Source organism: Sedimentitalea arenosa (assembly GCF_016428585.1).
Lineage (GTDB): Bacteria > Pseudomonadota > Alphaproteobacteria > Rhodobacterales > Rhodobacteraceae > Sedimentitalea > Sedimentitalea arenosa.
In genome coordinates this window covers 44,899-68,448 of record NZ_JAELVR010000010.1, presented here as the reverse complement: position 1 = coordinate 68,448, position 23,550 = coordinate 44,899, and the positions used below count along the sequence as shown (strand labels likewise).

General features: G+C 65.0%; 27 protein-coding genes. 5 read left to right on the top strand and 22 right to left on the bottom strand.

Going from position 1 to position 23,550, the window contains the following annotated elements; genetic code table 11:
* Positions 1 to 163: 163 nt before the first annotated feature.
* Positions 164 to 1,741: a winged helix-turn-helix domain-containing tetratricopeptide repeat protein gene (locus tag JF290_RS14675; protein ID WP_199025650.1), complete on the bottom strand. Its 1,578-nt coding sequence runs from the start codon at positions 1,739 to 1,741 to the stop codon at positions 164 to 166.
* 153 nt (positions 1,742 to 1,894) lie between these two features.
* On the opposite strand from JF290_RS14675, the gene JF290_RS14670 reads away from it, so the two are divergent.
* Positions 1,895 to 2,809, top strand: coding sequence for an alpha/beta fold hydrolase (locus JF290_RS14670; RefSeq protein WP_199025649.1), 915 nt, complete (start codon positions 1,895 to 1,897; stop codon positions 2,807 to 2,809).
* A 603-nt stretch (positions 2,810 to 3,412) separates the two neighbouring features.
* Here JF290_RS14670 and JF290_RS19745 read toward each other — a convergent pair.
* The 13 genes from JF290_RS19745 to JF290_RS14605 all read right to left on the bottom strand — a co-directional run bounded on the left by JF290_RS19745 (position 3,413) and on the right by JF290_RS14605 (position 15,686).
* Positions 3,413 to 3,544 (bottom strand): hypothetical protein, encoded by a 132-nt coding sequence (locus tag JF290_RS19745; RefSeq protein WP_268912023.1) that lies wholly within the window; start codon positions 3,542 to 3,544, stop codon positions 3,413 to 3,415.
* A gap of 22 nt (positions 3,545 to 3,566) precedes the next feature.
* Complete coding sequence (locus JF290_RS14660) at positions 3,567 to 3,818, bottom strand: hypothetical protein (RefSeq protein WP_199025647.1); 252 nt, start codon at positions 3,816 to 3,818, stop codon at positions 3,567 to 3,569.
* On the bottom strand, positions 3,818 to 4,492 hold the full coding sequence (locus JF290_RS14655) for a YcbK family protein (RefSeq protein ID WP_199025646.1): 675 nt from the start codon (positions 4,490 to 4,492) through the stop codon (positions 3,818 to 3,820). Before JF290_RS14655 ends, JF290_RS14660 begins: the two co-directional genes overlap by 1 nt.
* Before the next feature lie 68 nt (positions 4,493 to 4,560).
* The gene (locus tag JF290_RS14650) at positions 4,561 to 4,869 is read right to left on the bottom strand and encodes a hypothetical protein (RefSeq protein WP_199025645.1); all 309 of its coding nucleotides are present in this window, start codon (positions 4,867 to 4,869) and stop codon (positions 4,561 to 4,563) included.
* Entirely contained in the window at positions 4,866 to 5,942 is a 1,077-nt protein-coding gene (locus tag JF290_RS14645; protein WP_199025644.1) for a DUF2793 domain-containing protein, read from the bottom strand. The genes JF290_RS14650 and JF290_RS14645 overlap by 4 nt, the downstream gene beginning before the upstream one ends.
* Before the next feature lie 7 nt (positions 5,943 to 5,949).
* Positions 5,950 to 9,918, bottom strand: a complete 3,969-nt coding sequence (locus tag JF290_RS14640; protein WP_199025643.1) for a baseplate multidomain protein megatron — start codon at positions 9,916 to 9,918, stop codon at positions 5,950 to 5,952.
* Positions 9,919 to 9,927: 9 nt separating this feature from the next.
* The gene (locus JF290_RS14635; protein ID WP_199025642.1) at positions 9,928 to 10,422 is read right to left on the bottom strand and encodes an NlpC/P60 family protein; all 495 of its coding nucleotides are present in this window, start codon (positions 10,420 to 10,422) and stop codon (positions 9,928 to 9,930) included.
* Positions 10,419 to 11,303 carry a DUF2163 domain-containing protein gene (locus JF290_RS14630; protein ID WP_199025641.1) on the bottom strand — a complete coding sequence of 295 codons (885 nt, stop codon included), beginning with the start codon at positions 11,301 to 11,303 and terminating at the stop codon, positions 10,419 to 10,421. Before JF290_RS14630 ends, JF290_RS14635 begins: the two co-directional genes overlap by 4 nt.
* Positions 11,300 to 11,926 carry a DUF2460 domain-containing protein gene (locus tag JF290_RS14625; RefSeq protein ID WP_199025640.1) on the bottom strand — a complete coding sequence of 209 codons (627 nt, stop codon included), beginning with the start codon at positions 11,924 to 11,926 and terminating at the stop codon, positions 11,300 to 11,302. Before JF290_RS14625 ends, JF290_RS14630 begins: the two co-directional genes overlap by 4 nt.
* Positions 11,927 to 11,937: 11 nt before the next feature.
* The gene (locus JF290_RS14620; protein WP_199025639.1) at positions 11,938 to 14,091 is read right to left on the bottom strand and encodes a phage tail tape measure C-terminal domain-containing protein; all 2,154 of its coding nucleotides are present in this window, start codon (positions 14,089 to 14,091) and stop codon (positions 11,938 to 11,940) included.
* Positions 14,084 to 14,242, bottom strand: a complete 159-nt coding sequence (locus JF290_RS14615; RefSeq protein ID WP_233155412.1) for a DUF7697 family protein — start codon at positions 14,240 to 14,242, stop codon at positions 14,084 to 14,086. Before JF290_RS14615 ends, JF290_RS14620 begins: the two co-directional genes overlap by 8 nt.
* A 98-nt stretch (positions 14,243 to 14,340) precedes the next feature.
* A complete protein-coding gene (locus JF290_RS14610) occupies positions 14,341 to 14,748 on the bottom strand; it encodes a hypothetical protein (protein ID WP_199025638.1) in 408 nt (135 codons plus the stop codon).
* On the bottom strand, positions 14,748 to 15,686 hold the full coding sequence (locus tag JF290_RS14605) for a phage tail tube protein (protein ID WP_199025637.1): 939 nt from the start codon (positions 15,684 to 15,686) through the stop codon (positions 14,748 to 14,750). Before JF290_RS14605 ends, JF290_RS14610 begins: the two co-directional genes overlap by 1 nt.
* Positions 15,687 to 15,791: 105 nt before the next feature.
* Between JF290_RS14605 and JF290_RS14600 the strand changes: the two genes are divergently transcribed.
* On the top strand, positions 15,792 to 15,998 hold the full coding sequence (locus tag JF290_RS14600) for a hypothetical protein (protein WP_199025636.1): 207 nt from the start codon (positions 15,792 to 15,794) through the stop codon (positions 15,996 to 15,998).
* Positions 15,999 to 16,046: 48 nt separating this feature from the next.
* On the opposite strand, the gene JF290_RS14595 is transcribed toward JF290_RS14600, so the two are convergent.
* The gene (locus tag JF290_RS14595) at positions 16,047 to 16,466 is read right to left on the bottom strand and encodes an acyl-CoA transferase (RefSeq protein ID WP_199025635.1); all 420 of its coding nucleotides are present in this window, start codon (positions 16,464 to 16,466) and stop codon (positions 16,047 to 16,049) included.
* Here JF290_RS14595 and JF290_RS14590 point away from each other — a divergent pair.
* Positions 16,428 to 17,243, top strand: a complete 816-nt coding sequence (locus tag JF290_RS14590) for a hypothetical protein (protein WP_199025634.1) — start codon at positions 16,428 to 16,430, stop codon at positions 17,241 to 17,243. The genes JF290_RS14595 and JF290_RS14590 overlap by 39 nt on opposite strands.
* A gap of 25 nt (positions 17,244 to 17,268) precedes the next feature.
* Here the strand turns inward: JF290_RS14590 and JF290_RS14585 are convergent, their stop codons facing one another.
* Genes JF290_RS14585 through JF290_RS14565 form a run of 5 tightly spaced genes read right to left on the bottom strand, consistent with a single transcriptional unit; the run spans position 17,269 to position 21,100 of the window.
* A complete protein-coding gene (locus JF290_RS14585) occupies positions 17,269 to 17,889 on the bottom strand; it encodes a DUF6441 family protein (RefSeq protein ID WP_199025633.1) in 621 nt (206 codons plus the stop codon).
* Positions 17,886 to 18,200 (bottom strand): head-tail joining protein, encoded by a 315-nt coding sequence (locus JF290_RS14580; protein WP_199025632.1) that lies wholly within the window; start codon positions 18,198 to 18,200, stop codon positions 17,886 to 17,888. The genes JF290_RS14585 and JF290_RS14580 overlap by 4 nt, the downstream gene beginning before the upstream one ends.
* A 6-nt stretch (positions 18,201 to 18,206) precedes the next feature.
* Complete coding sequence (locus JF290_RS14575; protein WP_199025631.1) at positions 18,207 to 19,229, bottom strand: major capsid protein; 1,023 nt, start codon at positions 19,227 to 19,229, stop codon at positions 18,207 to 18,209.
* 58 nt (positions 19,230 to 19,287) lie between these two features.
* A complete protein-coding gene (locus JF290_RS14570) occupies positions 19,288 to 19,668 on the bottom strand; it encodes a head decoration protein (RefSeq protein ID WP_199025630.1) in 381 nt (126 codons plus the stop codon).
* 28 nt (positions 19,669 to 19,696) lie between these two features.
* Positions 19,697 to 21,100, bottom strand: coding sequence for a S49 family peptidase (locus JF290_RS14565; protein ID WP_199025629.1), 1,404 nt, complete (start codon positions 21,098 to 21,100; stop codon positions 19,697 to 19,699).
* Positions 21,101 to 21,201: 101 nt separating this feature from the next.
* On the opposite strand from JF290_RS14565, the gene JF290_RS14560 reads away from it, so the two are divergent.
* Entirely contained in the window at positions 21,202 to 21,447 is a 246-nt protein-coding gene (locus JF290_RS14560) for an AbrB/MazE/SpoVT family DNA-binding domain-containing protein (protein ID WP_199025628.1), read from the top strand.
* A complete protein-coding gene (locus JF290_RS14555) occupies positions 21,444 to 21,842 on the top strand; it encodes a type II toxin-antitoxin system VapC family toxin (RefSeq protein ID WP_199025627.1) in 399 nt (132 codons plus the stop codon). Before JF290_RS14560 ends, JF290_RS14555 begins: the two co-directional genes overlap by 4 nt.
* A gap of 5 nt (positions 21,843 to 21,847) precedes the next feature.
* On the opposite strand, the gene JF290_RS14550 is transcribed toward JF290_RS14555, so the two are convergent.
* Positions 21,848 to 23,332 (bottom strand): phage portal protein, encoded by a 1,485-nt coding sequence (locus JF290_RS14550; RefSeq protein ID WP_199025626.1) that lies wholly within the window; start codon positions 23,330 to 23,332, stop codon positions 21,848 to 21,850.
* Between the two features lie 3 nt (positions 23,333 to 23,335).
* Positions 23,336 to 23,548 carry a phage head-tail joining protein gene (locus JF290_RS14545; protein ID WP_199025625.1) on the bottom strand — a complete coding sequence of 71 codons (213 nt, stop codon included), beginning with the start codon at positions 23,546 to 23,548 and terminating at the stop codon, positions 23,336 to 23,338.
* Positions 23,549 to 23,550: the final 2 nt, after the last annotated feature.

The window sequence follows — 23,550 nt, the reverse complement described above, 5'->3', positions numbered from 1 at the left end:
TCGCGCGTGACGCAGAGAAGGGCAGTTCAGAGTCCATTCTTACCGATGCTGCAGATATCTGTCAGTGGACGCTAAACGTGCATTGCCGTCGTTGCTGGCAACCGAGACGGCCCAATGCTATCAATTTCAAGCCGAAGGGCGGATTTGACAAACCTTCTCAACCTCATCGAACTTGATCAATGAGGTTGAGAAGGTTCGTCAGTTGAGCAACATAAGGCGGGAAGGTGTTCCCGTCGGCAGCTTCCAAATCGGCGATTGTCAATCCGTCAGGAAGCTGTGCCTCGGCGAGGGCAAGAAGTTCTGCGGCCTTTTCCAAATCGCCAAGGCTGGCGGACGTGGCCGCGTGCCGGTACAGGAGTTCGGTCATCTCTGGTGCCTTGGAATAGGCTTCGTTGGCCAGCTCGTAATCCCCGACGTAGAAAGCTGCCGTTGCCAGTGCTGCGTAGTACCACGGCGGAGGCGCGGGATTCAGTTCGAAAGCCCGTCTTGCCCAAGCGATGGCATCGGGGCCAACCGGTGCACGCCGTGCGCCACCCCAGGCTGCCTGCGCCAGAATGTCGGGGTTATTCTGGCCAAGCTCTGCGGCTCTGCGCAGTGCCGTCTCGGCGGCGGCATGATCGCCCGCACGACCATACAGGAACGTCGCCTGGATCAATGTTTCTGGATCGTTCGGCGACAACTGAAGCGCGCGTTCTGTTGCCGCGATCCGTCTTCTCAAATGTTCCTTAAAACCTTCGATGGTCCGGGCGCCCTCCATTTGAAGGAGATGGACAACCGCAAGTGCCGTCCACGCACGGGCGTATTCTGGATCCAGTTCAAGCGCCTGTTCCAAATGCCGCTGCGACCGCGCAAGCGCTTTTTTGGTGAACAGATGCTTTTGCTCGATCGCGCGCAGATAGAGGTCAAAAGCGCCAAGATCCCTGGGGGATGCGACGGCTTTTTCCAATCTGTCCCGGGCGATCACGCCCGTCCAGCCCGGGGTGACCGTTGCCTCGACCTTCTCGAGAAGACTGGACTGCATATCAAAGACGTCGTTTGCCGTCCCATTCCAGACCTCAGACCAAAGGATGCGCCCGGCATTGCCATCTGTCAGCTTGGCGGTCAGGCGAACCGCGTCAGCGGCGGCGCTGATTGTCCCAGTCAGGACGTAGATTTCAGAAGGCGCGCGTGCCGACACCAGGTTTGCCTGTCGCACCACAAGCCAGTCGTTCCGCGCGAGGGACGCCGATAATTCGCTCGCAAGTCCGACCCCTATCCTGGACCATTTATCGGTCTGGTTAACATCCTGAAACGGCTGCACAACGATTTCTGGAGGCGCATCATCGACCGTTGGGCGAGGCCAGAGGACGGCGACAAAGGCAACGCTACAGATCGCCAGCCCCAGCAACAGGATGGTCCAGTTGCGTCTGGTCGGTGTCGGCAGTGCGGCTGTCTCGGTCGCCAGTTCCAGCATGTAGCCGCGTTTGGGAAATGTGCGAACTAGCCGGTGACCGTCAGAGCCTAGTGCGGCCCGGATTTCGCGAATGCACTGGGTGACGCTGTCCTCTGTAACAGTTGTCGTCGGCCAGACTTCTGCCATGAGATCATCTCGAGTCACCACCTCGCCACGCCGACGGCACAGAACATCCAAAACTGCGGCAGTCTGCGGACGCAGCACCACGCCCGGTCCCAGATTATGGGTCAGCTTGCCGCCTGCGGCATCAAACCGAAACTTTCCGATTGTCTCCCAATCCTGTTCCATATGGTTTTCATCCTGCGTAGGGCGCTAGTTTAACCCAAGATGGGCACGTGGAAGAAGTGGCTACAGGACGGTTTCGCACAGATTTCACCGGACTTTCAGGACATAAAACGTCGCCATGTCGGCAGATGTGATGATCCAACACAGGAGAATCACATGTTCGACGTCAATCAAATCGCCCGATGGCTCATCGGTGCAGGGCTGCTTTCGCTGGCCGCCACTGTTGCTCAGACTGAAACCCTGGAAATCGACGGACGCCAGATCGACGTCCGGATCGAAGGGGATGGTACACCGGTCGTCTTCGTACACGGGGCCTTGTCAGATCTGCGTGTTTGGGATTCAGTCATCGACGCGCTATCAGAAACCGTCTCAGATCATCGTCTCGTGACATACACGCAACGGCACTTCGGTCCAGGCGAAGGCCCCCTCGGCATGCCTGAGGATTTCACACGTGAAACTCACATATCAGACCTCATCCGATTGGCCGAGACGGTCGGGAACGGATTCCCTGTCACGCTGGTGACTTGGTCCTACGGCGGAGAAATCGGCCTTCATGCGATGATGCGTCGACCTGATCTCTTCGATGCTGCGATCCACTATGAACCGATCCTGTTCCCGCTCCTTTCTGAGATCCCCGGGGGAGAGCGCGCAAGAATGGAAAAGGTGCGCACCATGTTCGCACCAGCAGTCAGTTTCGCGAAAAAGGGTGATCTGGAGGGGGCCGCGATGCGTTTCATGGAAGGCGCGTTCCTGATGCGTGTCGGCTCCGCCCCGACTGCCGCTGACCCTTGGCCCGCAATCTGGCGCGCGAACAGCCGGACGATCCCGGCCTACGGCGCCATGGCGCCACTGCCAGCGACTTGTGCGGATCTCGCTGACATCGACGCTCCGTCCCTGATTGTGCAGGGAGCCGAAACCCACATCGACACGGCAATGATGGCGGATCAAATCACGGACTGCATGGGCAATGCACTCACGATCCGCGTATCTGGAGCAAATCACGGAATCCCAATGCATGCACCCGAGCACCTCGCAAGGATGATCTCCGGTTTTATGGATATGGCGAACTGAAGGTTCCGAGATCTTAACGCCGCAGATTGAAGGTTCGGTCTGTGTCTGCAGATCGAACGTTTGTCTGCGCCACAGCTAATATTGGCTCGCCCCGCCTTCTTCGGACCGCCTCAGGCGCAATGCGCGCCCTGCTGCCATTCGGGCGCACGCAGCGAAAGCTCGCTTTGTCCGCACTGTGCCGGTTCATGCACGGCGCAGCGAAAGTCCGCAGTCCCTGAGCCAGTCGATCGTGACCAGCGCAGCTCACAGTGGTTGAGAACCCAAGAGGTTCGTCCGGAAGCGCGGTGCAAACGCAGGTTCCACGAAATCTCCGCACCAAGGGTTGTTCGGCTGCGTTCGCTATTCAACCTGGGTTGGCAAAGCGAAGATTTCGACCACAGAACGGCCCGCCGCCGTCAAGTTGAAACGCCGGAAGCAGCTCTGACACCGGGTGCACAATTGTGCCCGTTTCCGTGCGCGACAAAAGGCGAGATCGCATGCCATCATGTCCGCACCGGGACTCCCTGCCGTTCTTTGAAACTGTGAATTCGTGAAATGGGCCGGGCGTGACGTTGCGGTCGAGGCGTCAGGCGCTTCCCGCAGGGCACTTGTCCGGCCCGATCTTCACCCGCACGCCCGCGCCTGGTCGCGCAGGACTGCGTAATCGCTCAGCATGCGAACGATCAATGCGCTTTCCGGTAGCGCATCCACCTTGGCAGCGGCGCGCGACTGTTCGTCAGGGCTGTACTCTACCACGGGCGGGCAGGATGTCGGCCCGTCAGAACCGTCCATCGCGCAGCCGCTCAACCAGAGCATCGCGATCAGCGGGGCGGCGGCTGGCGGCGTCCAGCATCTGGCGTTGGACGTCATGGGTTTTCTCCGATGTTTGCAAGCGTTCCACCAACCGCCCGGCGCGCTCACCCGCACGGCGCAGGTTCAGCAGGAACAGGGCGATGGTTTGGGCGGCCAGAAGCAGGCCCAGCGCCTTGCGCACCGGGCCGCTGGCGAGAAACGCGGTGATGACGCCCATCACCGCTGCCCCCGTTTCCAGTCATCGACCCTCGCGTGGATGGTGATGGCAATGCCGATCAGCGCAATGGCGATGAACACCCAGCGCAGGGTGTCGAGATACGGCACCAGCGGCAGAACCGCGGATTGCGTCTCAGCCAGAACATCCTGTGCCACCTCGACCCCAGCCGCGCCCAGCGTCGCCACGCCCGCCGCGCCGCCGCCTTTCATGGTCCTACTCTGCGCCAGCACCTCGCGCGCGGGCTGCGGTTCCTCGGCGAAGGCCGTGGCCCGGACCGGAAACCGCTCGCCCCACTGCCGCGCCGGCCCAAGATCGACATGCATGAAACCCGAACGCGGATAGAAGCCGAAGCCGAGGAAACCAACTGCCCGCGCCGCCTCCTCGAAGGCCACTGGATCGTGGTTGCTCATGGCGATGTCAAAGGCGGCGCCAGTCAGGTGTTTTGAGCGTTTTGCGCCGCCCACCGCATGATTGTGCTCGGGGCTGCGAAAGGCCGAGCGGACAATCAGCGGTTTGCCGAGCTGGTCGCGCAGGGACTGCAACTTGTCGAGTGCGGCTTCGTTGACCAGCAGCTTGCCGGTGCCACGGCAGGCGATTTCGGCGGGCGAGAAACTGGCCCATCGCCAGGCCGTCTGCGGCACATCGCGCCAATGGGTGTAGAATGTGGTGGTCATCTATTCCTCCAGAAACAAGAAAGCCCGCCACATTGGGCGGGCAGTTGGGTGGGCATGAGAGGTTGGCGTCAACCGTCGGGACTGCGCTGGAAGGCCTGCAGCATCAGGTTGCGCATGTCGTGGATGTCAGCTTCGATCCGGGCCAGCCGGTCGTGATCGACCCGGCGGTCTTCATCCCGGCGTTTCTCGATGCGGGCGCGCTCGGCCTCGAGTTCCTGTTCGAGCTTGTGCAGCAGCGCCTCATTGGTGAAGGCCTTGCGGGTGACGGCCGCGGCCAGCCCGGCGATGAAGGTGAACCAGACGCCGATGGCCGCGGTGATGCCGTGTTCCCGGAAGGCATCGCCAAGCTGTTCGGCAAGGGAGGGTTTCAGGCTCATCCGATCTTTGTCCCCCAGAAGGTGGTGGTCTCGGCCGCAAAATACCCGTCCGCGGATCGGAAATACCCCTGCAGTTCCACGGTATCGCCGGCGGTGAGAGCTGCCATGGTCTGCAGCCAGAAGGAGGTTTCTTCCGAGCGGTGATTGCCCGACAACTCCCCGTAAGAGCCCCGGATGACCGTCGTGCCGTTCCGCACCAGCCGTCCGCTCATGCGCGCGGAATTGCTGCCATTGGACTTGAACTGCAGCGAAGCCCCGAAGAGATATGTCCCGTCGACAGGTGCGGTGAAGAGATTGGTTGTGGCGTCAAAGCAGCTCTGATCGTTTGCCTCCACGGCGTTGATGGCGATCTTCGTCCAGGAGGTGAGGGCGACGTAGTTGTCAAAGTTGGTGTAGGCCTTGAAGCGGGGCAGGGCCGGCTGGTCGACAATGCCGGTGGTCCGATCGACGGAGAGCGCCTCCTGCCAGGCTGTGCCGTCCGGGCTGACTTTCAGGGTGAGATCATCCGATCCCACCAGTCCCAGCTCGGCCCGCGCGGAAAACCCCGACTGCAGCAGGAGGGAGAGCACGTCCGCGGCGCCTTCCTTGTTGAGCGAATAGCGCAGATCGCCATCGCCGCCCTCTGCCGCGGTCCTTGCCGTCCAGTGCGCGGCATTGAGCTTGGCCGAGAACGGGTTTGACGGATCGGCGCTGGTGCCAACGCCCAGCAACGCCATGTTCTGCAATTCGGCCGGGGTGGTCCCGATCCAGCCCGCGCCATCGTAGACGATCAGCAGGCCCTCGTCTTCGACCCAGGCCCGCCAACCCGCACGTGGCGGCAGGCGCAGCCAGGCGCCATCGGTCCAGAGCGCCACATTCAGGTCCCAGCCCGTCCAGTCACCGGTGGCGCCTGCCGCGACGATGTAGCGATTCCCATCTGCGGGTGTTCCGGGCGGCACGGTCAGATCCCGATCGAGAACGGAAAGCTGCACCAGCCCGTCCAGCAGCCGCAGCGCTTCGTTGTGGGTGACATGTTTCTGGGCCTGCGCCGCGAGAAGGTACGGCAGCAGCAGATGGGTTGTGGTGTCGGACATAAGGGCCTCAGAAATGGAGCGTGACGGATTTGGGTGCACCCCGCCCGACACGGGTGGAGAGCTGGAAGATGCGAATGTCGAGCGTGTCACCGGGCCCGAGCAACGCGCCCCGATCCGCGATCTGATCTGCGGAGGTATAGATCGTGCTGGTTTCAGTCGCGCTCAGCACCCTTTTCACAATTGTGCCGTCGAGGATCTCGACCTCGTAAGCCTCGAGTTCTTCTTCGAGGGGCGCCTCCAGCCCGCCCCAGCTATCAGCCGCGTGGGCCCGGGAGCGGCGTGTCCAGCGGATCGTGAGGTCGCCGGGGCTGCGCGCGTGGCGCCATGGCTGCTCGACATGGGTGACCGAAAACGGCCTCTGGCCCACACCGGCGGGCGTGAAGGTCTCGGCGACGTAGGTCTCGTCACTCATCGCATGGCTGGCGGGACCGACGCGCCAGGTCCAGGGAAGCCCAAGATCGGCCTCGGCAATGGGCAGCGCAGCAATGCTCTCGTCGAGCACCACCACCCGCGCGCCGGCGGGCGCCGGGTTGCCCATGGCATCTTCGGTGCCGCGCTGGCCACGCAGGAGCCGGGTCAGGCGATACCGGCCCGGTGCGATCAGTTCCGCAGCGCCCGCCTGCACGATCTCCCAGACGCCGGGCGCGCTCTCGACGGCCAGCGCATTAGCGCCGCCGAACAGGGCGAGATCGGTGACGCTTTCCAGCGTGCCCGACAACAGATTGATCTCCAGCACATTGTCGAGGTCGAAGCGCGAGGTGGGTCCCGGGTAGAAGTCCGACACCAGTGTGCTGATCCGGGCCCGCGTCCCGAAGCTGGTGAGCAGTTCGAAGCCGTCGGTCGAGGGGCTGCGGAACACAGCGATTTCTCCCGGCCATGGCACCGCGTGTACTGCCGCGAAGGGTCGGTGGGCGGGCTGGTCTTCGGTGAGCTGCGGCAGGTCCAGGAGAACCACCTCGGGTGCGCCGAACACAACCGCTTTTGACAGAGACGACGGTCGTGGCGATCCGGGTGGCAGATCGTACGCCTCCCGGTCCTGGCGCACGGCCTCAAGGCCACGGGCCTCTGCATCCGCGATGGAGACCAGCCTCAGCGGAACAGCGCTGCCGTCGTGATCGAGCGTCACGACATCGCCCGGGTCCAGCGCCAGTCGCGAGGGCGGCAGACGAAACGCCGCGCTCTCCCGCCCGGTCCAGGCTTCCATCAGGGCGCGGCGGCACCGACGTTCGGCTTCCTCAGGCGCGAGCGCCATGGGAAAGCTCTCCGAGGCGATCCGCGTCGTATCCACGGTGATCCGGCGCGCCTCGACAACGGCGGCGTCATAATCCTCATCGGCGCGGGCGACCTGCCATTTCAGCGCCTGCGGCAATTCGGTTTCCTGGCCGCGCGTCAGTTCCAGCACATCGCCCTCGCGGGCCGCCACCAGATCGTCTGGCGAGATACTCGCCACTGCCGTCCGTCCGCGCATGATGAAGCGAATGACGCCCTCGGACTCGACGGCATCAAACCCGAAATGCCGCGACAGCGTGGTGATCGAGGCGCGCGGACTTTCCAGCGCCCCGATCACATAGCCTTCCAGCGCACCCCGGAGATCGCTGACATCGATACGGGTTTCCGGCAGCCCGACCCGCAGGCAGAGGTGCCGCACCAGCGCGGCCAGCGAGGCGGAGCCCAGCCGGCCGGTCAGCCAGTGGCCCAATCGCCAGTTCGGCCTGTCGGCCCAGACATCGGTGAGTGCGGGATAGAACGGATAGGGCCGCGCATCCCACGTCCAGGCGGCGCATTCGGGGACATGGACCATCCGGTCGCCATAGACGGCGGACACCGGGTTGTTCGACGGCTCGCCCCAGAACAAGTAGGTTGCTTCCAGATACGCCCGCTGGATGGCGTCGTCGCGCCAGCCGCGGGAGAAATGCGGGACCTTGCTCTCCGAGGACTTGGGATCGAAGAAGACGTTCGGTTGATTGGTACCCCGGTCGATAGCGGGGCAGCCAAGCTCGGTGAAGCGGATGGGCTTGGATTGCGGTACCCATGCCGTCGGCGTCCCGCTTTCCACACCACCCGGGCGATCGAAATGCGGGTTCGCCCACCAGCTCTCGAGATCCTTGTAGCGAAACACCCACGGCTTGCTTGCGGAACCATCCGTGATCGGTGTCCGCAGCTGCGCTGCCCGATCCGCCGCACTGGCGTAGAACCAGTCAAAACCTTCGCCACCCGCGATGTTTTCCTGCAGGTAGGCGCGGTCGTGGATTGCAGGCCAACCATCTTGCGCATCGAGATGTTCAAACCCGTCGCGCCAGTCTGAAATCGGCATGTAATTGTCGATGCCAATGAAGTCGATATCCGGATCGGCCCAGAGCGGATCAAGATGGAAATAGACGTCCCCGCTGCCATCGCGGGGATGATGCCCGAAATACTCGCTCCAGTCGGCGGCATAGCTGATCTTTGTTTCGGACCCGAGGATCGACCGCACATCGGTCGCCAGATCCCGAAACGCCTGCACCGCCGGATAGGTGCTCCTCTCCGAACGGATTGTGGTCACCCCGCGCATTTCCGAGCCGATCAGGAAGGCGTCGACTCCACCGGCTGCGGCGCAGAGATGGGCATAGTGCAGCACCATGCGCCGCAGGCCCCAATCGCTGGCCGGTCCGGTCCAGCGCACGCTGTCGCCGGAAACAAAGAAATCGGACGGGCTGGCGTTGCCAAAAAAATCCAAGACTTGCGTCGCGGCCGCGACGGTCTTGTCCACGGTGCCAGCATATCCCGCAGCCGGGGAGCAGGTGATCCGTCCACGCCAGGGGAAGGCGGGTTGCCCGGACTCCGCAGCATGGTGGGAATAGGGGTTGGGCAGCGTATTGTCCGGCGGGATGTCCATCATCAGGAAGGGATAGAAGGTCACGCGCATCCCGCGCGCCTTCATCTCCCGGATCGCCTGGATCACGGAGACATCCGCCGGCGTGCCGCCGAAATTGACCCGGCCGTCCGAGTCCTGGCTGACCAGCTCGGCCGCGGCCCGGTTCACCCCATTCACCGACCAGCTGTGCGGTCGGGTGGTCTTCGCCGCCAGGTCAACTTTGGGTGTGATCCTGCAGTGGCCGGCGCGCAGATCATCGCCGAACCAGGAGACAACGAGGCTGACGCTTTCGATGTTCGGGGCGGAGGCCTGCAACCGATCCAGCGCCACCACCATGTCGGGGGTATCGGCGCGGGCGTTCAGGTTCTCCGCCTGCGTTGCCCCGTTGCCGCCCTTGCGGATGGCATCGGTGGCATAGGCAAACTCGCCCGAGGCCGGAATCATGGTGACGGCGCGGATCAGCCCCTCGGCTGTGTCGGGATCGGCGAGTGGGCGGAAGACCTCGAAGCTGAGCTGCGGTAGTCGGTTGCCATAGCTGCCCAGCGGCAGGTCCTCGAAGACCACATAGGCGGTGCCGCGATAGGCCGGGGTCGCCTCTGCGCCCATCTTGGCCGTAATGAACGGGTCCGGGTCCTGATCCTCGTCGCCCGGATACCAGCGCCAGGTCACACCAGAAAGGTCCATCGGTTTGCCATCCGCCCAGATGCGCCCGATACCGGTGATCGCCCCTTCGCACAATGCCACCGCGAAAGACGCGGAATAGCGATACTCGGTGGTGGTGACCGAGCCGCCACCCCCGCCGCCTTTGCCGCCGCCCTGGGTCGTGGTGGTGCTGGTCTCGCGGAAATCCGTCGCCCAGATCAGGGTGCCGCCAACCCGCATGCGGCCGAAGACCCGGGGGATCACCGCGCCTTCGCTGGCGGAAGTCACGCGCAGCGTGTCGAGCCGGGCGCCTTCGATGCGCTGATCGGGAGCCATGGAGGAGACGAGCCAGTTGTCGACCACCGAGCCGAGTGTGGCGCCGACATAGCCGCCGATGGTGGCGGCGCTGACGCCAAGAAGCGTTCCGCCGATACTGCCGCCAATGGCAGCGCCGGCCGCACCGAGAACGAGAGTGGCCATCAGGGATTCTCAGCGTTGCAGAAACAGGAAGGCGAAGGCGATGCGCCGCCGCCAGGACGGGGTGAGCGGTTCCTCGATGACGCCGAGCCGCTCATAGGCGTGGAGGAAGCTGTCGGGCCCGGTGAGGATGCCGGCATGCTTGGCGATGGCGCGGGGCATCATCCGGAACAGGACCAGCGCGCCGCGACCGGCTTCCTCAGGTGCGATCTCTGGCATCATGGTGCGGGCACCTTCGGCGAGCACTTCCTGCGGTCCCGTTTCGCCCCAGTCGCGAGAATATGGCGGCATGGGGAACGTTTCGGGCCCTACCACCTCGCGCCAGACGCCCCGCGCCAACCCGAGGCAGTCGCAGCCAACGCCGCGGAGGCTGGCCTGGTCATGATAGGGGGTGCCGAGCCAGGACCGCGCCGCCGTGATTACCTTCTCAGACTGGTTGCTGGCTCTCGTGCATCTCGACGCGATGCACTGCCGCCGCGCGTCGTTTCCCTTGGAAACGACGGTCATAACACCCCTCCTTCATGCCCGCCGTCTCTTGTGGCATAGCGCAGCACGCTGTCCTGACCCGGCATATGTGGAAAGCCGCGGAAATTGACGGTGTTGGCGAACTTTGCCGCACAGGTTGCCATGCGCTTGTCGCAGCCCGCTCGAACGATGAAACTATCGCCCTCTGCGATTGCCCGCACCGGCGGTTCCAGCAGCGTCAGCACCGCGACCCCATCGGTGACGTCATGCCCCAGCACCTCCGCTTTGCGCCCGGTATTGGCACCGCTGGTCCACGCGATTGTGCCGAAGGCAAACCAGCCGGCGGAAAAACCGCCGAGTCCTGATGCGCTGAAGGCCCGGTCGCGCAGGAGATCGGTGACCGTTCCAGTGCCGTTGAAGGCGGGGTCCTCGAGGTCGACCCCGCAGCGGGTATCGCCCAGCGCGGCATCGCAGCCCGCCTGAAACGTTCGCCCGACCGTCTGGCCCAGCACATGCGCCATGGACCGGACTTCGGCGACGAAAGCGAGCCGGCCCCGCCTGATCTGACCGATGGCGCCGCGCCGCATCAGCACCCGCTGGTCCGTGTTTGCCCAGTTCACCCGCCAGACCTCGACTTGCGCCGCGTCCCAGCGCCCGTCGAGAATGTCGGTTTCGGTGATCCGGTCGGAACTGAGCACCCCCTCGGCGTCCTGCGCATCGACCGACAGGTCCGCCCCGGAGCGCAGCTCGGAGGCCACGAGTCCGCTTTCCGGCTCAAAATCCGTCCCGTCAAAGGCGCGGGTGCGGTCATGGTCGGTGAAACCGAAACTGAGCCCGTCGGCCCGGATCAGCCGCCAGCACCAGGCCAGCGTCGTGGTGCCGCTGTCGAGATGTTCCTGAAGCGCGGGATTGATCTGCTTCATCGCCGCAGCTCCAGCAGAGGAATGGAGGTGATCGAGCCCAGTCGTTCGAGGTCCAGCGTCACGTCGAGCAGGTCGCTGTCAAAGCGGACCGGCACGTCGAATGTGAAGCCGGCCGTGACGGCAACGCCTGCGGCCGGGGCGGTCTCGAAACTCACGAGGCCAGTCGTGGCATCGACCGACCAGCCGGAGGGCTGCTCGACCCCGCTGAGCGCGATGCGCACGCTGCCCGCCACCGGCTTGGCGATGGCGCGCGTCCAGGATTGCGCGCCCGAGGCGTAGCGCTTCACCAGCTGGAAGGCGGTCGTCGCGCCGTCGCCGGTGCCGATCGCCTGGTCTGTGGGCGATGGCGTGCCCGACGGCAGGCAAGACTTGTGGTCGCCCCAATCCTTGAACCGGAAGCCATGCAGGCGCCCGTTGCGCGCCTCGAAGAAGGCGACGACGGCGGCCAGATCGTCCGCGCGGCGGATGCCGTAGGCCACATCGTAGCGGCGGCGCGAATTGGCCCAGCTGGCGTTGCGTTCCTCGTCGCCCGAGGCGAGCTCGACGATCTGCGTGCGCCGCTCCGGCCCGCCGCGTGCGCCGCGACTGATGTTGTCCGGAAACCGGACCTCGTGAAACGCCATGCTGACTCTCCTCACATACCGCGCCGGCCCAGCGACACCGCCCGGGCGATGTCCGAGGCAATCTGGGTGCGGGATTGCCGGAAACTCTCGGCATCCCGCGCGTTGATGTTGATCGTGACGCCGCCGCCACCGTTTCCCGTGCCGTAACTCTGCACCTCGCGCCGGGACAGCACTCGCTCCCCGCGCTGCAGGATGGCCGGAACCTCGTCTGGCTTCAGCCCCGCCCAGCCGCCCTCATGCATTCGGGGCGCACCGGCAAAGGCCAGGGCCGGCACCCGGCGCGAGGGCCCGGTCGCACCGACCATGCCGCCGGCATGCAGGATATCGGCGAAGATCCCGCCAGCCCCACCAAGTGCCCCGCCCAGCGCCTTGGCGATCGGGCCGAGAATGAACTTGCGCGCACCGAGCTTCGCCAAGTCAGCAATCAGCGAGGTCACCAGGTCGCGGAAGTTGAGCTTGCCGGTCTTCACGAACTCCCCGACCGCGTTCTCGGCCGACTGAAACGCCCCGACGAGGCTCTGGCCGATATCCTGGCTCACATCGCGGGTCTTGCCGGCATAGTCGTTGAGGGTCTCGGTCAGGGACTTGAGGCTTTCGGTGGCTGTCCCGCCAGTGGCTTTCACGGCCGCTCCTGTTTTGCCAGCGGCGCTGCCGGCGTTGTTGAGAGCGGTTTCGAACCGCTCTGCCGCATCGGTGGCCGCATCCAGCGCATTGATGCCGGAGTCATCGCCGCCCGATATGGCATCCCCCAGCGCCTGCATGGCTGGGGCGACGCCCTCAAAAGCTCCGGCACGGGTGTCCGTGGCACGCTGCCGGTAGCTATCGGCTTTGTGACCGGCATTGCTGGCGGCATGTTCCAGCATCGAGGCCTGCGACTGGGCGCCGAACCAGTCGATCCGGGTCCCGGCCCCGATCTCCTCAGCCACGGCATTGAAGGTGGGACCGATCTGTCCGAGGAAGTCCGCCCATTTCCGCGAGAGAAACGCCATCAGCCGGGTCCAGATGCCTTCGATATCTGCGCCCAGCGCCCGGAAGTCATCCGCGAAAGACCCGGCGGTGGCGGTGATGCCGTCCCAGACCGCCCTGGCGACATCGCCCATCAGGGACATGGCGGCGCCAAAGCCACCGACCCCGGAGACCAGCTGCGTGAACTGATAGACCAGCTCGCCGGCGCCGACGATGAGCGCCCCGATGCCGGTGCGGATCAGCGCCCCACGCAGGACGACCAGCGCGGTGGCCAGACCACGGACCGACAACGCCGCCGCGGCCAAACCGGCCACCCAGCGCCCCGCGAGAACCCCGGCGAAGGTCGCGGCATAGGTGGTGAGGCGGGTGATGTTGTCGAAGAGACCACGGATCGCAATCCCCAGCGGTCCGGTGCGGCTGGCGAGTGCAGCCATGGCGTCGGCTACGGTTTCCAGAGCGGGCGCCGCTGCGACCGCCAGCTGATTTGACAGCCCGCGCCAGATCAGCCCGAGCCGGGAGATGGCGTCGTTGGTCCGCTCGATCTGGTCGGCATCCTGCTCGGAAACCACGACGCCGAAGGCGCGCACGTCCTCTGTCGCCTGGCGCAGCGTCGCCGTGTCGATCCGCGACATGGCGATGGAGCCTTCCTCGCCGAAGAGCTGGCCCGCGACCGCCGCGCGCTCGGCCGCCGGCACGAAACCCTCGATGGCGGCATTGATCGCGTCAACGCGCGCGTCGAGCGGCAAGGCCAGCAGGTCAGCGGCCGAGAGCCCCAGCCGCTCGAGCGCCTGCGCCGCGGGACCGCCGCCGGCCGCGGCCTGGCTGAGACGGCGCGTCAGGTCCTTCGTTGCCTGCTCGATGCCCGACATGGAGACCCCGGCCAGCTCGCCGGCGCGTTCCAATGTCTGGATGGAGGCCACCGTCGTGGCAAGGGACTGGGCGAGCTTTGCCTGCGCGTCCACGGTCTGCAGGCCGGAACGCACCATGGCGACGCCCGCCGCCGTGGCAGCTGCAACCGCGGCAGCGGCGGCCACCTTCACCCGGCGCGAGAAGGCTGCCATGCGCGCATTCGCCGCCTCCATCTCGCGGCTGAGCCGGCCGAAACCGCGAGTGCCCGCTTCACCGACACCTTCCAGCTCGGCACGGACCTGCCGTCCGCCCACGGCCGCAAGGCGGACGCTGACCTTCTTCTCAGCCATTGCTTTGTTCCATCTGTTCGTTGAGCTTCGCGACCATCACCGCCTCAACGGCAGGCAAAAGTTCGGCCGCGGCCATGGGCGGAACGCCCAGCGCGTCGGCAAGTGAAATGGCAGCAGCCAGGTCCCAGCCGATGATGGCGGCGGGAAGCACGCGCAGCTGGCCGCCGAGACGGCCGACCAGGTCCCAGACCTGCCAGCCTTCATACGTTAGCGGCTGGTTGGTGCTACCTGGGCAATCCGGGCAGGTCCCTACGCAGGCGTCGCAGTATCGGTCGCCCCCGCCGAAGGACCATTCGGCGAGAGCGCGGAGGCGTTTTTTTCCTGCTCCAGCAACAGACCCCTGGAGACGTAGGTCAGCTGGAAAGCCTCGAAGATCGGCCAGATGTCGAGCAGCGCGTCAATGGCCTCGGGGCTTGGGTCGATCGCGTTGCCGTCGGCATCACCCACGCCCTCCCAGGCCAGAACCGCCCGCCGAGCCAGTGCATTGGCGAAGGCGATGGCGCGTTCCTCGTCGGTGGCCGCCTCGGGCATCGCCTCGACGGCCGGGTCGCTGCGCGTCGCGACCATGAGCGCGGTTGTCAGCGGGCGCAGCTGCACCCGGACACCGGGCGCGAGATCGTGCCAGCGGGGTTCGTTGGAAAGATCCAGCGTCAGCATCAGTATACCTCGACATCGTTGATCAGGGTTGCGGTGCACATCCGGCCGACCACGCTGTCGCGCGCCGCCTGCCAGTCGAAACTCGCCTGCACGCCCTGTGGCCCCGAGATCTCGATGCGCGGGCGCGGCAGGTAGACGGCGTGCACGGTGAAGGTGAAGCTTTCACCGCTTGGCAGAACGTAGGCGAATTCCATCTCGCAGGCCTCGCCGTTGATCGCCTGCGTCACCAGCGTGCTGTCGGCGAAACGGACTTCGATGGAACCGGTCAGCGTGGCAATGGAGGGGTCTGCCCCGTCGATCCGGCCGTCGCTCCTGATGGTCTCGATCCGGTCAAGATTGTTGGCATAGGTGATGTCGGCGGAGACCACGTTGCCGAGCGCAGTTCCGTTCCGAGTGATCGACCCGTTGAAGTGACCGAAGCGCTTGAGCGCAATGTCCGCGGGTGTACCTGCGCTGGTGGTCGTGCCGACCGTCTCGCCCTGCGCCACCAGCCGCGCGGTCGCGGTCAAAAGCCCCGAACGCTGCATCTGCCAGGTGATCTGGTCGAGCACGCAGCCGGAGTACATCGCGTAGCGTGGCACCTCGGGCATGCCGGTCTCGATGGAAAGGCTCGGCAGCGTCCAGGACCCCGACTGGAACTCGTGAGTCCAGGGGCCGATGCCAGTCGTGGTCGGCGCGCCAAAACACGCCTTGAGCCAGAACCCGAAACCCTCGGCGTCGAGCGGCACGACGATTTCGCCGTCGGCCGTCACCGCGTCCTTGACCGGCGCCAGTGGATCGCGGCCGTAGCCGAGCAGTTCGGAGTTCAGCAGCGGCTGTTCTGCGCCGAGCGATGTGCTGGCGAAGGGCATGCGGGTGAAGCCGCTGGCGGGCGGCGTTCCATAGGTCGTTTCGAACGCGAGTGCCATCTGCGCTCTCGCCCCCTGGGCTCGTGCCATAGGGTGTTTCTCCTTCTCCGAATAGACTGTATTGCTGCCCTGAGTGATGTCTTGAACATCGAGATCTCATTGGCCTTCCGGCCTCGGGGCTTTTAGGGGATTGTCATGTTTGAAACAGCGTTCACCATCATCTTCATGCTGGTGGCACTTTTCGTTGTGTTTTGGCTCTACATCCTGTTGCCAGCAGGCATGGCGACAAACCGAGGTCGCAGCGCGTTTGGGTGGGTGCTATTGAGCCTGCTGTTTTCTCCGATACTCGCCTGTCTCCTGCTGTTGCTGATTGGAGACAACCCTGACAGGCAAGAGTCGTAGTTTTGGGTCAGTGATCTGCAGGTCTTCCATTCAGAGGCCGTGTCCCGCTCAAAGAAGCGGATCACTCGTAGCGTAGAATAAGACGACCGGAATCACGGCCGCCTTCAGGCTGGCCGCGCCCTCGACCGGCAGGTCGACAGGCCGTGGCGCTTCCGTCTCGACCCAGTCGCAGAGCCCGCCCAACGTGCGGTCAGTGGCGAGCGCCGCGCCGATGTTGGCGCAGAGGGTGTCGAAGGCGGCGTCACGGTCGGCGCCTTGCACGACCGTCTCGATCTCGGTGCGGTGCTGGTAGTGGAAGCGCAGCGGTGACAGCGTTACCTCGGGCTCCCCCGGCTCGCCGTCGCGCAGGATCAGCAGGCCCTCGGCCGGTACGCGCTCGGGCAGAACCTCGCCACGGAGCGCGGTGGCAGGCAGCGCCGAGAGCCGCGCATGCAGAGCGGAGAGGATGGTTTCGCGTGGAGTGGGCATGGCATTTGCCTACATTTCCATGATATCGAACAATTTTTGCTTCTCCAAAATGAAATCGCAAAATATTCTCAGGGGAGTGAGGAGGATGATTTGCCCGATTTAAGAGTGCGCAGAGCTGTTTGGTGGTTGTCGCTGGTAATGTTCTTAGGCGGCATGGTCGTTGCATACTGGGTTCACTCAAGCGGACTTTCATTTTGGCTAAAGCGGGTCGATTGGTGGCACACGATTGGTGCTGTCCTAATCGCGGGTGTATCGCTGGTCATTTTTGTAATTGCTTCTCGGGGTCGTATGACGGACATGGGTGCTTCGATGAGACTTCTTTGGCTTCTCCCAGCGTTTCCGGTCTGGGTATTGTTTATGGGCTTGGTGCCCGGAGCAACGGAGGCAAAGCCGGATCCAGTCAGAGCAACGTTTAGACAACTGTGGATCGTGTTTCTGGTTGGATCTGTCCTAGCTGCAGTTCTGGCAGCGGCCTTCACTTGGCTGGAGAGCAGCAAGTTTGACGCAAACGATTCCACAAGGGGAGTTTTGGGCGATTCAAGGCCCAAAGCTGGTGTATCGCCGTCTTCGAACCAACCGGAGTCAAAGTCTATAGCCATGAGCTACGACGACTGCCTGTCGTTGATTCGCCGTACCGGGACGGATTTGGGAGTCGCTCCAATCAACATTGTTGAAACAGATATTATGCGGATGGTGAGGTTTGTGGCCTCGGATGGGACGGTCTTAGTGACCTGCAGTCGTCCGGACGGCAAAGCAGTGATCACCAAAAGTGATTGATCCAATGCATTACTTTTAGTCTCGTCTACCAAACCCACCTCGCCACAATCAACTTTGGCACCCCATCCAAAGCGCGTTCCGCATCCCGGTCCAGAACCAGCCGCTTCGGCAGCCTGACCTGCGGCACCAGCAGAAAGATCGGCACCGTCGCCCGCCCGCGCCCGGTTTTCGACCGCGACGCCACGCCCAGTCCACGCGTATTCAGCCGCCCGTCAACGACCAGCAGGCTCGGCCCTCGGCGGCGATAGACAAACCGCAACCGCAGCCCGCGCCTTCGTTCCCATTCGCCCGGCGTCATCCGGGCGCCGCCCCGCCCGCGTCCTGCCGCCGGCAGGGGGATCGCGAGCCAGAACCCGTCTTTCGAGCGGATCAGCGGGCCGGTGTCATGGGCGCCGACGATGACGGGCGCCTTGGACCAGACGAGCGCCGCGGCGTTCAGGCTCTCGCCCGCCTTCGGGAAGGTCTGGCTCCGGATCGAATTCGCCAGACGCCGGCCGAGTCCCGCGCCGGTGATCTGGTTTCGCCAGGCGGTCTTGAGCCCGGTGCCGGCCTCGCGCATCGCAGCGGTGACGGCCTTTTCACCCGCCTTGATCTCAGCCTGAATCATGCCGACGAGGTCAGGGGTGATCTCCAGCTTCAGCTTCATGCGGGCTGCAGATCGAGCGTCCAGACCAGCCGTTCCCTGTCCCGGACCGGTTCACCCTGAATGACAAAGCTCTCGGCACCGAGAACGATGAGATCACCCGGGCGCGGGTCGGGCAGATCGGCGACCCGGACATCCAGCATGGTGCTGTCCGAGAGAATGCGCGCCTCGCCGAACCCGGTGATCCGGTCCGGCGCCTTGCGGATGGCGTGGAGGGTGCGCTCCTCGGAAGTGGTGGCCGAGATCCAGACCGCCTCCACCGTCAGGGCGGGATGGGCGAAGATCCTTTCCATGGCGGTGGCAAAGGGATTCATGGCGGATCAGTTCGAGCTGTGTAGCCGGATGGCGAGGCGGGGACGCTTGTTGACCGGCAGGATCGAGGCCTCGGTCATCAGATCGATCCAGCGGCCCTTGGCGTCCAGATGCTGGCGGGCATAGAGCGGCAGGCCGACGCTGTTGGCGGTCTCCAGCAGGTTGGCGGGTCCGCCATAGGTGGTGAAGGTGTCCATGGTGCCGAGCGGAAAGGCGATGCCCTCGCTGGCCGGAATGAAGCGCTCCGACGTGCCACCAGACAGCGTGGCGGAACCATTGTATTCCTCAAACAGCAGACCGGCGAAGGGGAAGTTGCGGCGGACATCCTGGCGCAGGGGCTGGGCGCCGGTGGCGGCGTAGAACTTGTAGGCCTCTTCGGTCTTGGGATGCGAGATCAGCTTGTCGAAGAACTCACGGCTCACGAGCGCGTGCACGGAGGACATGCTTTCGCCGAGCAGGTTGTCCTCGATGGCGCGCAGCACCTCGCGGACCTTGCCCTGCACATTGGTGCCGGCGGTGCCGAGCAGGAAGTCAACCGAGATTGGCGCGAGGCCGAACTCGGTGAAGTAATTGTAGAGCGTGGTGCCGGCGCCATCCTTCACGATGCCGCGCAGGGCGTTCATCTCCATGTATTCCCGGGTCTGGGCGTGCTTGCGCCGCATCAGGGTCAGTTTGCGGGTCATCACCGCGACCAGCGGATCGGCAGCGTCCGAAACGCCCAGCGCCGGGATGCCCTGAATGTCGGCGGGCAGGATCACGTCATCATGCGGGATCCAGGGGAGCGCGAAGCTGCGCATCGACCGGCCCTCGCGGGTTCCTACCGTGGCGGGGCCGCCCAGCGGCACCGAGGGCAGAAGGTTCAGGATGCCTTCATATTGCTCGATGAGAACGCTGCGCTGGGTAACGCCCTCAAAGCGAAAGAGGCCGATCTCGCCGAGGCGGGTGTAGAGGTTGGGCAGGATGTTGATGGCCTGCGTCATCTCGGCCAGCGAATAGCCGCCGGCGTCAAAGGGATTGCGGGTGAGGGTCATGGGGGCTCCGGGGAGAAGGTGGGAAGAAAAGCAGACGCAGGAAAAAGAGACGTCCGGATCAGGCGCTGTCGCGGACCAGGATGTTCAGGGATTCCAGCTCGGCAATCTTGGCGCTGATCTTGGTGCTGTCATCGACGGAGCCGTCGTAGATGAGCGCCGCGCGAGACAGGATCGCGGGTCCGCGGACCAGGACCACGCCGATGGCATCGGAGAGGCGGGCGTCGACGGGGTAGAGCAGCACGGCGGCTGCGGTTTCGGCGCCATCGCTGCCGCCATGGCTGGCCAGGGTGTATTTGCCGCTCGCCGTCACCCGGCCCAGGACCGAGCCGACGGGATAGTTTGTGCCCTCGAGCAGGGTGATGGTCTCGCGGGTGTAGTTGGGGTTGAGCTCGTATTTGAGCGCATCGCCCATGCTGGGCGGTTGTGTCAGGACGGACATGGATCAGGCTCCGGGGATTGAGGATGGATCAGCAGGTGCCGGCCGATTTCTGCGCGGCGGCGATGATGGGGCTGAGCTTCGGTGCGGTCACGGCCGGGGGCGTCGCGACAATCGCCGTGGCATCGCCGCGGGCGGCGAGATCGGAGAGCACATGGCTGCGCAGGGCATCGGGTTTGAGACTCCGGCGGACGGCATCGGCGGCATCGATGCTGACCCCCAGCCGGGCGGCCTGAGCACAGATCTGGGCCACTTCGGCCGCTTCGGCGCGGATGGCCTCGGGGGAGGCTGCCGCTGCCGGGACCACGGGTTCGGTGTTGACTGGGGGCTCAGCCGGTGCGGCTGCCCCGGCCGGTGCGGCCGGCGCAGCCGCTACAGGCGGATTGGACGGTGCCGTCGCGTCGGGCGTGGCAGCAGCGGGCTGCACAGCATGGGCGGCACTATCACAGGCATCGGTGGTCGTGTCAGAGGACATCAAAGGCTCCTTCATGGTTTGGGTTGGGTTGGATTGCGCCGGAATGCGGGGCGCAGACAGGCTCTCGGCAAAGGCCCGGAAACCAGTACGGGGATCGGCGACCACGTCTGCCAGCCCGGCGGTGACGGCGTCACTTCCGCGAAATACGGCGGCCTCGGTGCCCAGCGCCGCCTCGATGCTCAGCCGGTCGCCCCGCCCGGCGACCACAGTCTCGGCAAACAGGTGCCGCAGGTCTTCCAGTTCCGCCTGCATCCGGTCGCGCACCTCGGCCGGCAGCGGCTCGTAAGGGTTGGCCTCGGTCTTGCGGGCCCCGGCGTGGATCAGGGTGACGGCCATGCCTTTCTGCTCCAGCATCCCGCTCATCTCCGCATGCAGCACCACGACGCCGATGCTGCCGGCGGCGCCGGTGCGGGGCAGGGTGATGTGATCTGCCTGGCTGGCCAGCGCATAGCCGGCCGAGAGGGCGTGCTCGGCGACAAAGGCGTGCACCGGTTTGACCGCCCGTGCCGCGCGAATGCGATCGGCGAGATCAAAGGCGCCGGCCACTTCACCGCCGAAGCTGTCGATATCGAGCGCAAGGCCAAGGACATCCGGATCGGCGACGGCGGCATCGATCTGAGCAGCGAGCCCCTCATAGGAGGTGATACCCGAGGACTGCCCGATCCAGGCGCCGCGATGCACCAGCGTGCCGGCGATCTCGATCACGGCGATGCCATCGGTCAGCGTGAAGGGGCGGGCGATGTCGCCTCCTTCCTTCAGAGCCGGAGTTCCCGTGATCAGACCGGCGCGGGCCGGCCGGGCAGCCTGCCCGGGATTGTGAAGCGGCAGATCGGCGTCTGCGAAGGTGATCTTCTGCCCGGTGATCCGTGGTCCGAGCCCGGACAGGAAGGCCAGGGCTTTCGAGGGATCCAGCATCAGCGGCGTGTTGAAGGCGCGCTGGGCGATCTGGGTGTGATGCATTTCAATCATCTCAGGGGTGCCGTTGTCGTCTGGGATCTTGATTTTTCCGCCCGAAACCCGATATGGTAAGGCGAATGCGAAAAAGGTAAGGAAGTGCGCTGATGCAGGAATCAACGGTGACGGTGAAGGGGCAGACAACCCTGCCGAAGGATGTCCGGACGGCGCTTGGTCTCGCGAGCGGCGACCGGGTCCGGTATGTCATCCTGGATGGCGAGGTCCGGCTCCTGAAGGTGCAGCCTGTGAGCGGTCTTGCCGGCCTGCTTGCCAGGCCGGCACGGAAACCGGTCAGTCTCGAGGAGATGGACGAAGCCATTTCCGGCGCCGCCGCTGAGGGTTCCAAGGCGTGATTGCCATCGATACCAATGTGCTGGTGCGATTCCTGACCCAGGACGATCCCGATCAGGCTCGCGCCGCCACGGAGTTCATGACCGGGCTGCGCGAAAGCGATCCGGGCTTCATCAGCCGCGAGGTCATGGTGGAACTCGCCTGGGTGCTGGAGCGCGCCTATGGCTTCGGGCGCGCCGAGGTGGCGGGTGCGCTGGAAGGTCTGCTCTCCGCCACCGAGATCGAAGTCGAAGAGGCCGACGATACCGGCCGGGCAGTGTTTCAGTACCGGGAAGGTGGGGTCGGATTTGCCGATCTGATGATCGCCGCGGCGGCGCGCCGGGCGGATGCGGTGCCGCTGGTGACTTTCGACCGGAAGGCGGCGCGCATCGCCGGTGTGGAATTGCTTGAGCCTTGACGGCATCAGGTCGTCTCCTCGCTGGTAGATCCGTCATCTTCTGAACCTCCGCCGGGCTCGTGGTCGCTTTGGCCTTTATCGCCTTTGCTTGCCGGCCCCTGCGCCGGCGAGCCGGGCCGTCGGAAGTCGAGGCCCAGCGCCAGTTCCCGATCTCGCTCGGCGGCGATTTCACGATCGACCTGATCGGCGTCATAGCCGCGCTCGGACAGCGCCTGGGTGCGGGATTTGAGACCCGCCTCGATCTGCAGGATTTCGGCAGAGGCATCCTTCATCGGATCGACCCAGTCCCATTTCGTGGGCAGCCAGGCGCAGGCCTGGTAGTGCCGGCGCTGTTTCTCGTAGTCGGCGATGCCCAGCGCCCCGGACAGAACTGCCACATCCATCCAGCGCGCCCAGACAGCGCGGCAGAGCTGATACACGATCACGCTGTGCTGAAACGCTGAGACCCGCCGCCGGAAGTCGACCAGCGCGATGCGGGTGTTGGAGAAGTTGCCCTTCGCCGTGTCCCCGGTCAGATAGCCGTAGGGCACGCCCAGCGCGGCCGAGATCTGCAGGAGCGTGCGGTATTGAAACGGCTCGTAGGTCGACCCGGAATCCGGTGTGGCGGGTGTGGAGACATCCTCACCGGGATCGAGCCGTACCACCTGGCCGGGCTCGACCTCGAGATCTTCTTCAGCCGGGTCGAGCGGCGTTTCCGGCGCGGGCGAGGTGATGAACATCGCGAACATCGCCGCGGTCTTCTTCCGCTCGAGCTCGGCATCGTCATAGAGATCCAGAGTGAACAGCTTGACGATGGACGGGGCAAACCGCGACACTCCGCGCAGCTGGCCGGCTTCGACCGGGTCCATCACATGGATGATGTCGGCCGCCGGCACCCGGACGGTCTCACCGACCAGCCCCGGATCGGTGCTGTCGCCGGGATGGCGGCGCAGCAGGTGATAGGCGACGCGCCGGCCGATCCGGTTAAACTCGATGCCCTGGCGGATCAGCCCGCCGCCAGGCAGCTCGCGGGTCAAGTCGAGCGGCAGCATTTCCGCGGGCAGCATCTGCAGCTGCAGCGGGACCGAGAGCCCGTCCTCCGGCCGGCGCGGCCGCAGACGGAAAAACACCTCGCCCGAGAGAAACACCTCGCGCGCCGCCCGGCGCTGCAACCCGTAGAAATCCGTCAGACCCTCGGCATCGGCCTCGTCGGTCCAGGCCAGCCACAGCGCCTGCAGCTCTTCCTTTAGCGCAGCATCGGTGATGGACGACGATGGCTTGATGCCATCGCCCACCACATTGCTGGCAAAAGCCTCGACCGCATTTGCGGCATAGCCGTTGTTGCGTGCAAGCCAGCGGGCCCGGGCGGTGATCGTGTCCCCGGCCCCCGCGATCAGGGTGTTCACATGGGCGCGGGAGGCGCGGAAGCCCCGCAGCCGCCGGTGCGCCTGCGCCGCGTCAAAACCGCCGAGCAGGGCGCCCAGCCGCTGGCGGAGGCCGTCCAGTGCCATGGCTCACAGCCCCTTCGTGGCGACGGTGCCCCAGCGCCGACGGCGGGGCGTGCCGGTGGCGGCGGCAATGCGGCTTTCCAGATCGGCAATGGCTGCGGCCAGTTCCGCATCCGAGCCATAGGTCAGGGTCTTGCCGTCATAGCTGACCGCGCGGACCCCGGCATAGCGCGCCTCCTGCAGGGCGCTCAGCAATGTGGTCATCCTTTCGATGTCCATCT

What these genes read in the sequence shown, in the direction of transcription:
- JF290_RS14595 (WP_199025635.1), bottom strand. Translation starts at nt 16,466, where the DNA reads ATGCCCACTCCACGCGAAACCATCCTCTCCGCTCTGCATGCGCGGCTC.
- JF290_RS14640 (WP_199025643.1), bottom strand. Translation starts at nt 9,918, where the DNA reads ATGGCCACTCTCGTTCTCGGTGCGGCCGGCGCTGCCATTGGCGGCAGT.
- JF290_RS14630 (WP_199025641.1), bottom strand. Translation starts at nt 11,303, where the DNA reads ATGAAGCAGATCAATCCCGCGCTTCAGGAACATCTCGACAGCGGCACC.
- JF290_RS14635 (WP_199025642.1), bottom strand. Translation starts at nt 10,422, where the DNA reads ATGACCGTCGTTTCCAAGGGAAACGACGCGCGGCGGCAGTGCATCGCG.
- JF290_RS14560 (WP_199025628.1), top strand. Translation starts at nt 21,202, where the DNA reads ATGCAGGAATCAACGGTGACGGTGAAGGGGCAGACAACCCTGCCGAAG.
- JF290_RS14620 (WP_199025639.1), bottom strand. Translation starts at nt 14,091, where the DNA reads ATGGCTGAGAAGAAGGTCAGCGTCCGCCTTGCGGCCGTGGGCGGACGG.
- JF290_RS14575 (WP_199025631.1), bottom strand. Translation starts at nt 19,229, where the DNA reads ATGACCCTCACCCGCAATCCCTTTGACGCCGGCGGCTATTCGCTGGCC.
- JF290_RS14570 (WP_199025630.1), bottom strand. Translation starts at nt 19,668, where the DNA reads ATGTCCGTCCTGACACAACCGCCCAGCATGGGCGATGCGCTCAAATAC.
- JF290_RS14655 (WP_199025646.1), bottom strand. Translation starts at nt 4,492, where the DNA reads ATGACCACCACATTCTACACCCATTGGCGCGATGTGCCGCAGACGGCC.
- JF290_RS14600 (WP_199025636.1), top strand. Translation starts at nt 15,792, where the DNA reads ATGTTTGAAACAGCGTTCACCATCATCTTCATGCTGGTGGCACTTTTC.
- JF290_RS14645 (WP_199025644.1), bottom strand. Translation starts at nt 5,942, where the DNA reads ATGTCCGACACCACAACCCATCTGCTGCTGCCGTACCTTCTCGCGGCG.
- JF290_RS14675 (WP_199025650.1), bottom strand. Translation starts at nt 1,741, where the DNA reads ATGGAACAGGATTGGGAGACAATCGGAAAGTTTCGGTTTGATGCCGCA.
- JF290_RS14580 (WP_199025632.1), bottom strand. Translation starts at nt 18,200, where the DNA reads ATGAATCCCTTTGCCACCGCCATGGAAAGGATCTTCGCCCATCCCGCC.
- JF290_RS14625 (WP_199025640.1), bottom strand. Translation starts at nt 11,926, where the DNA reads ATGGCGTTTCACGAGGTCCGGTTTCCGGACAACATCAGTCGCGGCGCA.
- JF290_RS14605 (WP_199025637.1), bottom strand. Translation starts at nt 15,686, where the DNA reads ATGGCACGAGCCCAGGGGGCGAGAGCGCAGATGGCACTCGCGTTCGAA.
- JF290_RS14550 (WP_199025626.1), bottom strand. Translation starts at nt 23,332, where the DNA reads ATGGCACTGGACGGCCTCCGCCAGCGGCTGGGCGCCCTGCTCGGCGGT.
- JF290_RS14565 (WP_199025629.1), bottom strand. Translation starts at nt 21,100, where the DNA reads ATGCATCACACCCAGATCGCCCAGCGCGCCTTCAACACGCCGCTGATG.
- JF290_RS14660 (WP_199025647.1), bottom strand. Translation starts at nt 3,818, where the DNA reads ATGGGCGTCATCACCGCGTTTCTCGCCAGCGGCCCGGTGCGCAAGGCG.
- JF290_RS14590 (WP_199025634.1), top strand. Translation starts at nt 16,428, where the DNA reads ATGCAGAGCGGAGAGGATGGTTTCGCGTGGAGTGGGCATGGCATTTGC.
- JF290_RS14670 (WP_199025649.1), top strand. Translation starts at nt 1,895, where the DNA reads ATGTTCGACGTCAATCAAATCGCCCGATGGCTCATCGGTGCAGGGCTG.
- JF290_RS14650 (WP_199025645.1), bottom strand. Translation starts at nt 4,869, where the DNA reads ATGAGCCTGAAACCCTCCCTTGCCGAACAGCTTGGCGATGCCTTCCGG.
- JF290_RS14585 (WP_199025633.1), bottom strand. Translation starts at nt 17,889, where the DNA reads ATGAAGCTGAAGCTGGAGATCACCCCTGACCTCGTCGGCATGATTCAG.
- JF290_RS14545 (WP_199025625.1), bottom strand. Translation starts at nt 23,548, where the DNA reads ATGGACATCGAAAGGATGACCACATTGCTGAGCGCCCTGCAGGAGGCG.
- JF290_RS14610 (WP_199025638.1), bottom strand. Translation starts at nt 14,748, where the DNA reads ATGCTGACGCTGGATCTTTCCAACGAACCCCGCTGGCACGATCTCGCG.